We start from the raw sequence: 14,181 nt of genomic DNA on the forward strand, positions 1-14,181 counted from the left end.
CTAGCGGCCGTTGGCTTCGGGGAAGGTGACGCAGGTCGTGGTGCTTTCGATGCCTTCGATGGCGCGGATGTTGCGCGAAATGACCGAGGGAACATCGGTGAGGGACGGGACCTCGACAACGGCCACAATGTCGTAGGGGCCCATGACCTGATACACCTCGGAGATGCCTTCGACGGCCCGAAGCTTCTCGTAGACGTCGACAGTTTGGGCGGGGTCGACAACGATGAGGACGAAGGCTTTGACCATGGGCGGCTCCCTGCGGCGGCCGGGGTAGTCGTAAAAGGGTAGCAGGGGCAGGTTTCGGATGCATTTCGGGGGCGGGTCCGCCCTGGACCCACCCCCGGTTGGCTGGTCAGGCCTTGCGGAGTGTGACGCAGGCTTCTTTGTGCATGCCCTGGCCGGAGAGCGGGTCGGAACGCATCGGCCGGAGGTGACCGTCGGCGGTGCCTCGCCCTACTGCGTTGCGGCCGCCGGCCCAGTGGCCGAAGCCGTGCTGGAGACCGACGACTTCCGGGTGCATGCGGCGGGAAACCTTCACTTTCGCCCGGGTGCTGCCGTAGGGGGATTCGACGATGACCTGGTCGCCGTCTTCGACGCCAAAGCGGCGGGCGGTATCGGGATGGATGATGAGGGGATTTTCAGGCTTGAGGTGAAGGAGCCAAGGGTTGTTGAAGGTGCGAGTATGGGTGTGGCTCGCTTCCTTCCAGTTTATGAGGTAGAGCGGGTACTGCTCATCGGGCTGCCAGTCGCGCGGGGTATAGACGGGCAGGGGGTCGACCGGCCTGCCAAGGGCGTCCTTCTTACCCTCCAGTGAGGCCGCATAGAATTCGACCCTCCGCGAGGGCGTGTTGAAGCCTTTCCGCGGCCTGCCATCGACGACGACACCGATGGCCTTGCCGCCAGCGGCCGGGTCTTTGTCGTAGACGAGGGTGCCATCGGCGGCCGGGTTGCCCTGGTAGTAGGCAGCGGCGAGTACGGAATCGGCGAGGGGGTCGGTGTACTTGAAGTAGCGCGTGCCCTTCTTGCGGTCGACCCAGGTGGCGCCCGGGAGCTGCTTGAGTTCTTCGAGGGTGATACCGGGGCCGCCGTCCTTGAGCTCTTTCGAGAGGTACTCCTCGTACCAGGCGGTCAGGTCTTCGACGGGCTGGCCCGACATCTTGCCGATGAGGAAAAAGTCCTTGCCGGACCTGTCCTTCAGGCCGAGGCGGCGGCCGAGGGCCGCGACCGTTTCGTACTCGGCGGGCTGGCCGAAGAGCGGCTTAACGACAGGCTGGCGCAGGCCGACGGCCGACCAGGTGACCCAGTGGAGGTTCAGGTCGTAGCGTTCGAGGTAGACGGTGCCGGGGAGGACGTAGTCAGCGAGCATGGCGGTTTCGCTGAGCATGGTGTCGATCACGACGAGTGTTTCGAGCTTCGTGAGGGCGGCGGCGACTTCCTTACTCCCGGGGACCGCCATCACCGGGTTTTGGAAGACAATGACGCCGATCCTGGGCTGGTACGGCCCCTCGCCTTTCAGCAGGTTGGAGAACGCCTGGGTGTAGACACCCGAGGAATGGGAGAGCGGGTACTTGCTGCGCTCGTCGAAACGCGGCTGGGCGAGCGTCTTTGCCGCGGTTTCATCCGGCTGGGGCGCGGTGTACGTCGGGCCGCTGCGTTCCGGGTTGATCATGCCGCCGGGCGCATCGATGGTGCCGATCAGTGCGTTGAGCAGGGCGATGGCGCGCCCGCCCTGGACGCCGTTTGAGTGCTGACCCGGCCCGCTCCAGACATCGACAAGGGCCGGTTTGGTGGTTGCCAGTTCGCGCGCGAGCCGCTCGGTGGTGGCGGCGGGGATGGAGGTGATGGCTTCGGCCCATTCGGGCGTCTTGTCCTTGACGTAGTCTGCGAACCGGTCGAAGCCTACCGTCCATTTCCGCACGAACTCTGCGTCGTACAGGTTGTCGCGGATGATGACGTGAGCGAGGGCGAGGGCAAAGGCACCATCGGTTCCGGGGCGAATGGGAACCCACTCCTGGGCCTTGGCGGCGGTGTCGGAGAGGTAGGGGTCGACGCAGACAAGCTTCGCGCCGCGCTCGATGGCCCGCGTGATGATGCGGGGGAGATGAACCCACTTGATGGCGGAGGTGGGGTTCCAGCCGAAGAGCATGATGTACTTGGACTGGATGAAATCGGCGAGGGGGCGCTGGTCGCCGAGGACGGTGCCGAAGGAGGCCTTCCGGGAGACGTCGCAGAGGTTGGAATGGTTGTGGTAGTTGGGGGTGCCGTAGAGGGTGCAGAAGTCCTGCTGGGGGTGGGTGAAGGAGTGGTCCTCGGAGAACCAGATGAGTTTGTGGGCTTCGCCGGCATCGCGGAGGGCTTTCAGCTTCGCGGCGATTTCATCGAGCGCCTGGTCCCAGGAGATTTCCTCCCATTTCGGGTCGGCGCCGATGGACTTATCAGGGTTGGTGCGCTTGAGCGGGGTCTTGACGCGGTCGGGGTCGTAGAGGGCCATGATGCCGGCGTTGCCCTTGGGGCAGATGACGGCGCCCTCCTTGCAGCCGGCCTCGTCGGTGTAGCCATCGAACCAGTCGGTGGAGATGTTGGTGTAGTTGTTGGGGTTCCAGTTGTTCGGCTCGATCTTTTCGACGATGCCGTTGACGACGTGGACCATGATCCCGCACTGGCCGCCGCACATGTTGCAGCAGGAGGGCACCCACTGGCCGGCATCGCGGCCCCACTGTGCGAGGCCGGCAGCGTTGACCTTGAGGTCGCGTTCGCCGGAGCGGGTGCCGACACCGGAGACGGCGGCTGCGGCGGCTGCGCCGGCGGCAGCTCCACCTCCGAGCTTGAAGAGCCTGCGGCGATTGATTTTTTTGACCTGGTCGTCGAACTCATGCTGAGACACGGGCGACCTCCTCCTGGGCGGATTCTTCCTGGGAACGCGGGAGGAACCATTCACCGAGGCCGAAGAGCACCAGCCCGATGCCGATGATGCCAGCGGTGAAGGTGAACTCCATGAGGCTGGGGACGTAATCAGTTGCGATGCGGGTGGAGTTGAAGGCCTGGGTGATGCCCTCGAGCTGTTCGTCCGCGAGTCCCGGGATGACGATGTTGAGGCGGACGGCGAGGAAGCCGATGGCGATCAGTCCGCAGGCGAGCGCCGCGGCCACGGGATTCCGACGCGTCCATGGCGAGGCGAGGAGCACGATGGGGACCAGGGTGCCGAGGGCGAGCTGCCAGACCCAGAAGACCCACCAGTACGGCCCGCCGTAGATGAGCCGGAGATTTTCGACGCGGTCGGGTTCATTGCCGTAGAAGCCGACCAGGGTCTCGGAGATTTGCAGGAGCAGGTCGAAGGCGAGGAGCGCGAGGACGAGGCCGGCGAGGTCGAGGACGACCTGGCGATTCCGCCGGAGCCCATCCTGGAAGATCGCGCTCACGAGCACGAGGAGGGCGCCGCCGCTGACGAGCGCGGACACGAGGAAGAGGATGGGGAAGAGGCCGCCGTGCCAGGCGGGCCGGGAGGCAACGACGCCGAAGAGCGAACCGACGCCGCCGTGGAACATGACTGCCAGCGGGACGCCGATGGTGGCGAGGAAGCGCACGACCTGGCGGTCGCTGGCGCGGGTAGCGGGTGAATCGTCGTTGGAGCCGAAGACGAGGATGCGGTAGAGGCGGCCGCGCCAGCCCGGCCTGCGCGACCCCACGACGAGGTCGTGGCGGAGGACGAACCAGAGTTCGAGGATGAGGAGGATGAAGTAGGCCGAATAGAGCCAGATCATCCAGGCCATGGGCGAGCGGAAGTTGGGGTACACGAGGACGTGCCAGGCACGGAAGGGGTGGCCGAGGTCGGCGGAGATGGAGAGCAGCGCGAGGAGGAGGGTTACGACCGCCGAGTAGAGGGCAAGGCGCCCGATGGATTCGAAGCGCTTGATGTTGAACACGTAGACGAGGGAGGAGACGAGGAAGGAGCCGGCGCTCAGCCCGATGAAGTAGATATAGGCGGCGACCCAGAGGCCCCAGGGGACGATGCTCCCGTAGTTGGCGTTCTTATCGGCGTTGAGAAACCGGTCGATCCAGGCCCAGGAACCGATGAGGATGAGAATGATGCCGACCGCCCAGAAGGCTGACTTGAGCAAGCGAGGAGACATGGCCGCGGCTCCTTAGAGCAGGTAGTAGACGTTCGGCTCGGTGCCGAGCTCTTCTTTGAGGCGGATGGCCTGTCGCTCTTTGAGCAGCAGGGAGACTTCGCTGGTGGGGTCGTTGAGGTCGCCGAAGTGAATGGCCTTCCCGGTGCAGGTCTTGGCGCAGGCGGGCCAGCGGCCGGAGGCCCTGTCGTACTCGCCGTTTTCGTCCTGGAGGTGGAGGCAGAAGGTGCACTTGCGGACGTTGCCCTCGGGCGATTTACCTTCTTTGCGGGTGCGGAACTGCCGGTATTCGGGGGAGGGAACCGACGCCCAGGGCGTGTGCTCTTCGACGGCGGGGTAGTTATCGCCGAAATCGGAATAGCGCGCCTGGTAGGGGCAGGCGACGATGCAGTAGCGGCAGCCGATGCAGCGGTCGTAGTCGACGACGACGATGCCGTCCTGGCTGCGTTTGAAGGTGGCGCCGACGGGGCAGACCGGGACGCAGGGCGGGTGTTCGCAGTGGAAGCAGGGCTTCGTCATGAAGAGGGGGCGGTCGTCGGGGCGCTCGCCGAGGCCCTGCTCGAGGACGATCGTGTAAGAGACGCCGGGAGGCGTCTTGTTCTCGGCCTTGCAGGCCGCGACGCAGGCATCGCAGCCGACACACCGGCGGGTGTCGATGACCATGCCGTAGCGGCGTTTCTTTTTGCCGCGCGGGTTGACTTCTTCGGCGCGGGCGAGCAGCGGCTGGAGGCTGGCACCGCTGCCAAGCGCGGCCGCGAGGGAGACTGCGCCGAGCTTCAGGAGGCGCTGGACGATATCGCGCCTGCTGACCTCTGGGAGTTCGTGGACGGGCTCCGGGGCCGCGGCCCCGGCCGACGCCTGTTGTTGCACCGGGGGTTACCTCCGCTGCGGGATTGGGACGCCGGGGGCGTCTCCGCATGGAGTTTCGACCCGTTGCGGCGGGAACGATGCGACCGGACGGGCCCCGGGGGACGGTCCGAAAGGGCCCGGTTTCGGCGCGATTATTTTGAAAAAGTCGATGGCTGCTATTCGCGCAGGCGCAGGACGGCCATGAAGGCTTCCTGCGGGATCTCGACGCTGCCGACGCGCTTCATTTTCTTTTTGCCCTCGGCCTGCTTTTCGAGCAGTTTGCGCTTGCGGGTGATGTCGCCGCCGTAGCACTTGGCGAGGACGTTCTTGCGCATGGCGCGGATGGTTTCGCGGGCGATGATCTTGCCGCCGACGGCCGCCTGGATGGGGACATCGAAGAGCTGGCGGGGGATGAGGTCTTTGAGTTTTGTGACGAGGGTGCGGCCGACCTTATCGGCGTTGCTGGCGTGGGTGATGACCGAGAGCGCATCGACGGGGACGCCGTTGACGAGGATATCGACTTTGACGAGGCGGGCCGGGCGGTACTCGCTGATGTGGTAATCGAGGCTGGCGTAGCCGGAAGTTGAGCCTTTCAGCTGGTCGTAGAAGTCGACCAGGATCTCCGCCATCGGGACGTCATACTCCAGGAGGACGCGGGCCTCGCCGGGCGAGCGCTCGTTTTCCGGTTCGAGGAACTCCATGCGGATGAACTGCCCGCGCCGGGAGGTGACGAGCTCCATGACCTGGCCGATGTAGCGGCTGGGGGTGATGATGTCGATGCGCGCCCAGGGCTCGGAGATGACGGCAATCTTCGAAGGGTCGGGGAGGGCGGCCGGGTTATCGACGATGATTTCCTGGCCGGCGGTGGTTTGGACGTGGTATTCCACGCTGGGCGCCGTGGTGAGGAGGGAGAGGCCGTACTCGCGCTCCAGCCGTTCGACGACGATTTCGAGGTGGAGGAGGCCGAGGAAGCCGCAGCGGAAGCCGAAGCCGAGGGCGGCGGACGATTCGGGTTCGTAGACCAGCGAGGCATCGTTGAGGACGAGCCGGGCGAGGGCGTCGCGGAGTTCCTGGTACTGGTCGGAATCGGTGGGATAGATGCCGGCGAAGACCATCGGCTTGGCCTTGCGGTAGCCGGGGAGTGGCTCGGCGGCGGGCTGGTCGGCGTAGGTGATCGTATCGCCGACGCGGCACTCGGCGACGTCCTTGAGGCCCGTGGCGACGTAGCCGACTTCGCCGGCAGAGAGCCCTTCGAGGGGTTTCATGCCGGGGCTGAAGGTGCCGAATTCGAGCGGTTCGAAGTCGGCGCCGGTGGACATGAGCTTCAGGTGGCGCCGGCCGCGCATTTCTCCGTCGACGATACGGACGTGGGCCACGACGCCCTTGTAGGCGTCGTACTTGGAATCGAAGATGAGCGCCTTGAGGGGCGCATCGGGGTTGCCGCGCGGGGGCGGAACGCGGCGGACGATCGCTTCGAGAATGTCATGGACGCCGATGCCCTCCTTGGCGCTGGCGAGGATGATCTCGTCGCGGGAGAAGCCGATGACGCGCTCGAGCTCAGCGGCGACGCGTTCGGGCTCGGCGTGGGGGAGGTCGATTTTGTTCAGGACGGGGATGAGGGTGAGGTCCTGGTTCATGGCCAGGTAGACGTTGGCGAGCGTCTGGGCTTCGATGCCCTGCGAGGCGTCGACCACGAGGAGGGCGCCTTCGCAGGCTGCGAGGGAGCGGGAGACTTCGTACGCGAAGTCGACGTGGCCCGGGGTATCGATGAGATTGAGCTGGTATTCCTCGCCGTCGGCAGCGGTGTAGCGCATGCGGGCCGCTGCGGCCTTAATGGTGATGCCCTTCTCGCGCTCGAGGTCCATGGAGTCGAGGACCTGCTCGGTCATTTCGCGGGCGGAGATGGTGCCGGTGCGCTCGAGGAGGCGGTCGGCGAGGGTCGACTTGCCGTGGTCGATGTGCGCGATGATGCAGAAGTTGCGGATGTGGGGCTGGTCCACAGTTCGAGTGTACGTGAGGCGTGGGCTATGGGGTTGGGGCCGGTAAGGCGGGTGCATGCTAGCCTTGGCAGGCGAATTCTTTGACAGCGGGGAGCTTTCCATGCCTCGGAAGAAGGTCACGATCGTCGGTGCGGGGATGACGGGCGGCGCGATGGCGCAGCGGCTGGTGGAGCGGGATATCTGCGATGTGGTGTTGCAGGACGACCCCCAGTTCGCGGGGACGATGCACCACGGCAAGGCGCTCGATGAACTGCAGGCGGCGCCGTGGGAGGGGTTTTCGACACGGATTGTGGCCACGGATGGCTGGGAGGAGACGGCGAACTCCGATGTGGTGGTGATCACGGCGGGGGCGCCGCGCAAGCCGGGCATGAGCCGCGAGGAGCTGCTGAACGGCAACGCGGCGATCGTGCGGGCGAAGGCGGAAGCAGCGGCCAAGGCCTCGCCGAACGCGGTCCTGATCATCTTCTCGAACCCGATGGACGCGATGTGCCACGTGGCGATGCAGGCGAGCGGCTTCCCGCGGGAGCGGGTGCTCGGGCAGGGCGGGGCGCTCGATAGCGCGCGCTACCGCTACTTCATCGCCGCGGAGCTCGGCGTTTCGGTGCGGGATGTGCATGGCTACGTGATCGGCGGGCACACGGATACGACGATGGTTCCGGTGGTCTCGCAGACGCGCGTGGGCGGGGTGCCGCTGACGGACCTGCTGGCGCCGGAGCGCGTGCAGGCGATCGTGGCGCGGGCGATGCGCGGCGGCGCGGAGATCGGCGAGCTGTACAAGACCGGTTCGGCCTACTTCGCGCCCTCAGCGGCGACGATCGCGATGGTGGAGGCGGTGCTCCTCGACCAGCGGCGGCTCATCCCGTGCTCGGTCTACCACCAGGGCGAATACGGCATCCGCGACGTGTTCAGCGGGACCGTTTGCCAGCTGGGCGAGGGCGGCATCCAGCGGACCTTCGAGCTGCCCTTGACCGACGAGGAGCGGGCGAAGGTCGTCGCCGCTGCGGAGGCGACGAAGGAGCTGCTGAAGCTGCTGAACTGAGCGCGCCCCGGGCACGGATGCGGCCCGGCCTGTAGGCTTTGGCTGTGACGCTGACCATCTCCCGGTCGCAGCGGACGCTGGTGCTGGCGCTGCTGTGCGTGGCCTCGTTCGCGGTCGTCTTCAACAACCTGATCATCACGCCGATCCTGCCGGAGATCTCGGAGGACTTTGGCGTGCGGGTAGCCGTGGCCGGACTGCTGGTGACGGCGTACGCGATCGCGGGCGGGGTCGCGGCCGTGTTCTCGGGGCCATTCATCGACCGCCTGGGGCGGAAGCCGGTGGTCGTGGCGGGGATGGCGACGCTGACGGTCGCGACGGCGCTTTCCGCCCTGGCGCCGGGGTTCTGGGCGCTGCTGGGCGCGCGGGCGCTGGCCGGCCTCGGGGTGGCGTGCCTCACGCCGGCGGTCTTCGCTGCGGTGGGGGACTACTTTTCCTACGAAGAGCGCGGCCGGGCGATGTCGTGGGTGATCTCAGCGAACACGAGCGCAAGCATTTTCGGCGTCCCGGCCGGGGCGGTCCTGAGCGGCGTGTTCTCGTGGCGATGGACCTTCGTGGCGCTCGCCGTGGTGCTGGTGGTGTTCACATGGCTGCTGCTGACGCGCCTGCCGAAGGACGCGCCGCGCAAACTGGGCGAGGGCGGCACTGGCCTTGCGGCGATCCCGCGGGTGCTGCGGGATGTGCCGACGACCGCAGCGCTCTTTTCGAACTACCTGTCGACGAGCTACTGGTTCGTGTTCGCCACCTACATGGGGGCGTATTTCCACGATGAATTCGGTCTGGCGAAGTGGGCGCTGGGCGGGCTGACGATGACCATGGGGCTGGGCGTGCTGCTGGGCAGCAATGCCGGCGGGCGGCTGGCGGACCGGGTCGGCAAGCGGCCCGTAATCCTCTGGACGTCGCTGCTCTGCGCGGTGTTCATCGGGCTGACGACCACGGCCGCGGTGGCCATGGCGGCAAGCCTCGGGTTCCTGTTCCTGTTTGCGGTGGCCGGGGGCGCGCGGTTCGCGAGTTCGCAGGCGATCATGACCGAGATGTCGCCGGGGGACCGGGGGACGGTGATGGCACTGAACGCAGCAGGCCAGCAATTCGGGATCGTGACCGGCTCGCTGGTGGGCGGAATGGCGCTGGAGGCCGGGGGGTACGGAGCGCTGGGGCCGACGGCGGCAGCCCTGGCGCTGGTTTCGATGGCGATGTACGGGCGGTTCGTGAGCGAGCGCGGGGCGAGGGCGGGCGGCCTGGCCGAAGAGCCGGGGGTGTAAGCCTTGTGTTTGTCATCACAATTGCCCCTTGCTAAGCTCTAGGCTGCCGCCGCGGGGAATCGGGGCGCGCCGTTTGTGGGGGCCTCATGGCATACGGCAAGGGCATTGCAAAGGGAATGAGCCTGACGCTCCGGCACCTGTTCCGGCCGCCGGCGACGGTCCAGTACCCCGAGGAAATCCGCGAGGTTCCGGTTTACGCTCGAACGAATCTGCTGTGGTTCGAAGAGCGCTGCACCGGCTGCTCCACATGCGCGCAGGCGTGCCCGGATGGCTGCATCCTGGTCGCCACGAGCCAGGACGCAGAGGGCCGCCGGAACATCGACCGGTACGAGATCGACTTCCGCATCTGCATGTACTGCGGGCTCTGCACTGAGGCCTGCCCGTACGAGGCGATTCAGCCGGGCGGTCCGCTGGATGATGCGGTGTACAACTTCGAAGAGATGTACCGGGACAAGCACGCGCTGACGCGGGTGGCGCAGGAGTTTCTGAAGCGGAACAACAACACGTATCCGAACGGCATGAAGGCCCCGGACCCGGACGCCGATTTCCACCGCCTGTAGGGAGCCCATGGTCCAGATCACTGTCGACGGCAAGGTCATCGAGGCGCCGGCCGGCGCGCCGCTTGTTGAGGTGCTGAAGAACAACGGCTTCTACGTTTCGAGCCTGTGCTACATCGACGGGCTGAAGCCGTATGCCGGGTGCCGCTCGTGCCTGGTCGACATCGAAGGGCCGCCGGGGCTGCAGCTTTCATGCACGGCGGTGGTCACCGAGAACATGGTGGTGCGGACCGACACGCCTGAGGTCCGGGAGGGGCGGCGGTCGGTGCTGTCGATCATCCTCGCGAACCATAGCGACCGCTGCCTGACCTGCCACCGGCGCGAGCACTGCCACCCGGGCGATATCTGCCTGCGCGACGATGTGGTGACGCACCGCTGCCTGACGTGTTCGAAGAACTACCGCTGCGAGCTGCAGGCCACCTGCGAGATGGTCGGCAGCGCGGGGTATGAGCCGTGGGTCGGCGAGCAGCGGACGTGGTACCAGACGCCGCAGCCTCCGGCCGACCGGGGCAACCCGTTCATGGAGTTCGACCCCCAGATGTGCATTATCTGCACGCGCTGCGTACGGGCGTGCGATGAGAAGCGGCACACCGGCGCGATCACCCTGAGCGGCCGCGGCTGGGATGCGATGATCGCGTTCGGCGCGGGCGGCCCGATCCATGAGAGCAACTGCGACTTCTCGGGCGCCTGTATCGATGTTTGCCCGACGGCCACGCTGATGGAGCACCCGAACAAGTGGGTTGCCAAGCCGGAGCGCTGGACTTCGACCACCTGCGACTCGTGCGCCGTGGGGTGCAGCCTGCGGCTGGGCTCGAAGGATGGGCGCGGCGTGATCGTGCGCCCGGGCGATGGGAACGCGTTCAGCGGCGACCAGGTTTGCGTGCGCGGTCGGTATCACTACGACTCGCTGAAGCCGCGAGAGCGCCTGGGCAAGCACCTGGTGCGGCGAGGCAACATCCAGGCGCCGGTTCCGCTGGCGGAGGCGGTCGCCTCGGCTGCGAAGGCCCTGAGGGAAGCGGCCCAGCGCGGCCGGGTCGGGGTGGTGGTTGGCGGGACGGTGACCAACGAGGAGGCGCTGCTCATCCAGAAGATCGCGCAGGCCGCGCTGGGCGGCCCCGCCGACCAGGGAGCCGGGCCGGTCGTGCGGGCAGTCACCGCGGCGCTGGAGGCGCGCTTCGGCACCTGGCGGATGGCGGCGAATCTCGAACGGCTGCCGAAGGCGAAGGCCGTGGTGACCGTGGCCGATGACCTCGAAGAAAGCCACAACCTGGTGAGCGTCCGCATCAAAGATGCGGTGGTGAACGAGAAGGCGAAGCTGGTCGTTATCGGGCCGCTGCGGAGCGAGCTGGTGGATTTCGCCGCCTGCTGGCTGCGCTGCGCGGCTGGCGAGGAAGGCGCGGTGGCCGACCAGCTGGCGCGGGCGATCGCCGGGGAGGCGGCGGCAAACGACGACATCGCGCGGGCGGCCGACCTGCTGCGGCAGGCGGAGCGCGAACGGACGATGGTGGTGTGCGCGCCGAACCCGGTGAGCCCGGGGCTGGCGGCGGCGATGACCGGCGGGGCCGCGAACCTTGCGGTCGCGCTGTTCGGGGAGGCAGCGAGCGAGCACCTCGCAGTCCTGCCGCCGGAGGCGAACACGTGGGGTCTGCTCGACCGGGGCATCGGCGCGAGCGGCGAGGCAAACCCGCTGGAGGGCGTGACCGGCCTGCTGGTCATCCGGGACGACCCGACCATGCGGTTCGGCAGCGCTGCCCGGGCGCTCGAGGCGGCCGGTACGGTGGTGGTCATCGATGGGGTGCTGCACGAGACGGCGAAGCGCGCCGGCGTCGTAATCGCGGAGGGCCGGGCGTACGCGTCGACCGGGACGTACACGGCGGGCGACTTCCGGGTCCAGAAGCTGGCGGCCGCCGTTCGGCCGGAAGGCGACGCCACCACCCTGTTCGAGGCGCTGCAGCTGCTGGCGAAAGAGCTGGGCGTGCCCGTGCCGGCGACCCCCGACGAAGCGCTTGGCGCGATTGCGCAGGAAGACCGTGCGTATCAGCCCGCGTGGGACCTGATCATCGGCGAGGGCGTGAAGCTCGAGGTGAGCCGTTCGCCGCGGGCACAGATGGCACCCGTTCCAGCGCCGAAGGCCGGCACGGGGATGCGGGTCATTGCCGCCCGCGACCTCTACACCGCGCAGGATGCGGCGGCGCTTCGCCACCCGGAGGCCGAGAAATTGCACCGATACGACCGCATCCAGGTGAGCGAGCCGGACGCGTTCGCGCTGGGCATCGCCACAGGCGACCGCATCCGGGTGAGTGCGAACGGGGCAAGCATCGAGGCGCCGGCGTGGGTGACGGAGCGGGTGCCGGCGGGGCACGTGTTCGTTTCGAGCCTGCTGCAGGGCGGCGCCGTGGTCGAACTGTTCAACGGCCAGGATGTCGCGACCGTGGAGCTGCAGGTGCTTGCCCCGGTGGCTGCCGGCTAGCGGGTCGGCGCCGGGTCGCCAACGACGTCAGAAACGGGAGAACCCGCCGGGCCAACGGCGGGTTCTCTGTTGGTGGCGTTCGTCTGGAGAGGCAGGAGATGGACGCCGTGCTGGTTGGTTGGACAGGCGCCAGCCCCGGGGAGCGGCATGGCGCCTGCGAGGACGGTCCCGCTGCTGCGGGGGAGGGGGAGGAGGCCCGCCGGTCCGCCGAGGGCGGAGAAGGTGGGGGAGAGCGTGCGAACCTCCGTACCCTTCGCTGGACATGGTATGTCGGGCGTGTGAAGCGGTTCCCGGGCGTTCGTAAACAGCGCGCAAATTCGGGTGGAGGCCAGGTGGCGGGTGCGGGTCAGCGGGGTAGCCAGCTGCGGCCGGGCGCGCCTAGAGGGTCGCGAGGAAGCGGAGGAGGAGGTCGTTCACCTCAGCGGGGCGCTCCTGCTGGGTCCAGTGGCCGCAGCCGGGGAGGATTTCGAAGACGCGGAGGTCGGGGAGGAGCGAGGGGAGGCGCTCGATGGCGGGCGGGTTGCGGGCGGGGTCTCGGCCACCGGTGACGAAGAACGCCGGCTGTGGGATGACGTCCGAGGCGAGGTCGGCGGAGCGTTGCCAGTTGCGGTTGACGTTGCGGTACCAGTTGAGGCCGCCGCGGAAGCCGGTAGCGCTGAAGGCATCGACGTAGACCTGAAGGTCGGCTTCGCTGAGCCACGGCGGGAGCTTGCTGGGGACGGTGATGGCATCGATGAAGCGGCCGCCGCGGGGGATCGGCCGGAAGCGCTCTTCGCGGGGAGCATCGCCGGAGATGGACCAGAAGAACCCGAGGAGGAAGGCGCGGACGTCGGCCTCCATTTCCGCCTCCGCGAGCCCGGGCTGCTGGAAGTAGTCGATGTAGTAGACGTGGTCGGGGCCGGCGGCCGCGCGCATCAGCTCGAGCGGGGGACGAGGGGCGCGGGCCGCATGGGGGACGGAAAGGGCGCCGACCGCCCGGACGAGTCCGGGGTAGCGGCGGGCCGTGTGCCAGGCGACCGGGGCGCCCCAATCGTGGCCGATGACCACGGCCGGGCCGTCGCCGGCCTGGCGGATGAGGGCGGCGACGTCGCCGGCGAGCGCTTCGAGATCGTAGGCTTCCACCTCGGCCGGCGCGGAACTGGCGCCGTAGCCCCGCTGGTTTGGCACGAAGACGCGCCAGCCCGCGGCGACAAGCGGCGCGACCTGGTGGCGCCAGGAGAAGGCCAGCTCGGGGAAGCCGTGGAGCAGCACGATGAGCGGCCCCTCGCCGGCCTCGAAGCATTCGAGGGTGACACTGCCGAGGTCGGCGAGGCGGCGAGTCGTGCCCGGGATCACCCGGCGGTCGCCACGACGTCGGGGTCGAAGGTGTCCGCGATGTGGCCGGCGGCGCGGAGTCGCTCGATCTCTTCGTCGGAGAGGCCGAGAAGCTCGCGATAGACGTAGTCGTTATGTTCACCGAAGAGGCACGGCGGGGTGCGGAGGTCAACCTCGGAGGCGTGGAAGCGGTAGGCGGGCCGGAGCCAATCGACCTCCGGGTAGTCCTCGGTCGCGGGAAGCCGCTTCCAGGTGCCGGTCGCAGCGAGGTGCGGGTCTTCAGCCGCCTCCTTTGCGGTGAGGACGGGGCCCGCGGTGACCCCCGCGGCCTGGAGCTCGTGGAAGAGGGTGTCGCGGTCGCGGGCGGCGGTGAATTCAGCGAGGCGTTCTTCGAGCATGTCCTGGCGTTCGGCGCGCCCGGCGGCGATAGCGAGGGCGTCGTCGAGGGCCCAGGAGGGGTTGCCCATGTAGGCCACAAGGGCCCGCCACTCGGCATCGGAGCGGCAGGAGATGGCGATCCAGCGGTCGGCGGTGCTGGTCGGGAAGACGCCCGAGGGGACGTGGCC

General features: G+C 67.9%; 11 protein-coding genes. 4 read left to right on the top strand and 7 right to left on the bottom strand.

The genetic code is table 11. The features are described 5' to 3' along the window. The 5 genes from VAE46_RS13450 to lepA form a co-directional block, all read right to left on the bottom strand. Entirely contained in the window at positions 1–246 is a 246-nt protein-coding gene (locus tag VAE46_RS13450; RefSeq protein ID WP_322797458.1) for an Lrp/AsnC ligand binding domain-containing protein, read from the bottom strand. A gap of 106 nt (positions 247–352) precedes the next feature. Beyond that, complete coding sequence (locus VAE46_RS13455; protein WP_322797459.1) at positions 353–2,884, bottom strand: molybdopterin-dependent oxidoreductase; 2,532 nt, start codon at positions 2,882–2,884, stop codon at positions 353–355. Further along, a complete protein-coding gene (gene nrfD, locus VAE46_RS13460; protein ID WP_322797460.1) occupies positions 2,871–4,130 on the bottom strand; it encodes an NrfD/PsrC family molybdoenzyme membrane anchor subunit in 1,260 nt (419 codons plus the stop codon). Before nrfD ends, VAE46_RS13455 begins: the two co-directional genes overlap by 14 nt. A gap of 12 nt (positions 4,131–4,142) precedes the next feature. Next, positions 4,143–4,997, bottom strand: coding sequence for a 4Fe-4S dicluster domain-containing protein (locus VAE46_RS13465; protein ID WP_322797461.1), 855 nt, complete (start codon positions 4,995–4,997; stop codon positions 4,143–4,145). Positions 4,998–5,152: 155 nt separating this feature from the next. Continuing rightward, positions 5,153–7,033, bottom strand: coding sequence for a translation elongation factor 4 (lepA, locus tag VAE46_RS13470; RefSeq protein WP_416223975.1), 1,881 nt, complete (start codon positions 7,031–7,033; stop codon positions 5,153–5,155). Positions 7,034–7,076: 43 nt separating this feature from the next. Between lepA and mdh the strand changes: the two genes are divergently transcribed. The 4 genes from mdh to VAE46_RS13490 all read left to right on the top strand — a co-directional run bounded on the left by mdh (position 7,077) and on the right by VAE46_RS13490 (position 12,301). Then, positions 7,077–8,015 carry a malate dehydrogenase gene (gene mdh / locus VAE46_RS13475; RefSeq protein WP_322797463.1) on the top strand — a complete coding sequence of 313 codons (939 nt, stop codon included), beginning with the start codon at positions 7,077–7,079 and terminating at the stop codon, positions 8,013–8,015. 44 nt (positions 8,016–8,059) lie between these two features. Next, a complete protein-coding gene (locus VAE46_RS13480) occupies positions 8,060–9,274 on the top strand; it encodes an MFS transporter (RefSeq protein WP_322797464.1) in 1,215 nt (404 codons plus the stop codon). 116 nt (positions 9,275–9,390) lie between these two features. After that, positions 9,391–9,834: a 4Fe-4S binding protein gene (locus VAE46_RS13485; protein ID WP_322797465.1), complete on the top strand. Its 444-nt coding sequence runs from the start codon at positions 9,391–9,393 to the stop codon at positions 9,832–9,834. Between the two features lie 7 nt (positions 9,835–9,841). Next, complete coding sequence (locus tag VAE46_RS13490) at positions 9,842–12,301, top strand: 2Fe-2S iron-sulfur cluster-binding protein (RefSeq protein WP_322797466.1); 2,460 nt, start codon at positions 9,842–9,844, stop codon at positions 12,299–12,301. Between the two features lie 378 nt (positions 12,302–12,679). Here the strand turns inward: VAE46_RS13490 and VAE46_RS13495 are convergent, their stop codons facing one another. Both VAE46_RS13495 and VAE46_RS13500 read right to left on the bottom strand, forming a co-directional pair. Then, positions 12,680–13,636, bottom strand: a complete 957-nt coding sequence (locus tag VAE46_RS13495; RefSeq protein ID WP_322797467.1) for an alpha/beta hydrolase — start codon at positions 13,634–13,636, stop codon at positions 12,680–12,682. Continuing rightward, a partial coding sequence (locus VAE46_RS13500; RefSeq protein WP_322797468.1) for a CoA transferase occupies positions 13,633–14,181 on the bottom strand: 549 nt, incomplete at its 5' end. The genes VAE46_RS13495 and VAE46_RS13500, both read right to left, overlap by 4 nt.

The sequence above is a fragment of the Tepidiforma sp. genome, assembly GCF_034433535.1.
GTDB lineage: Bacteria > Chloroflexota > Dehalococcoidia > Tepidiformales > Tepidiformaceae > Tepidiforma.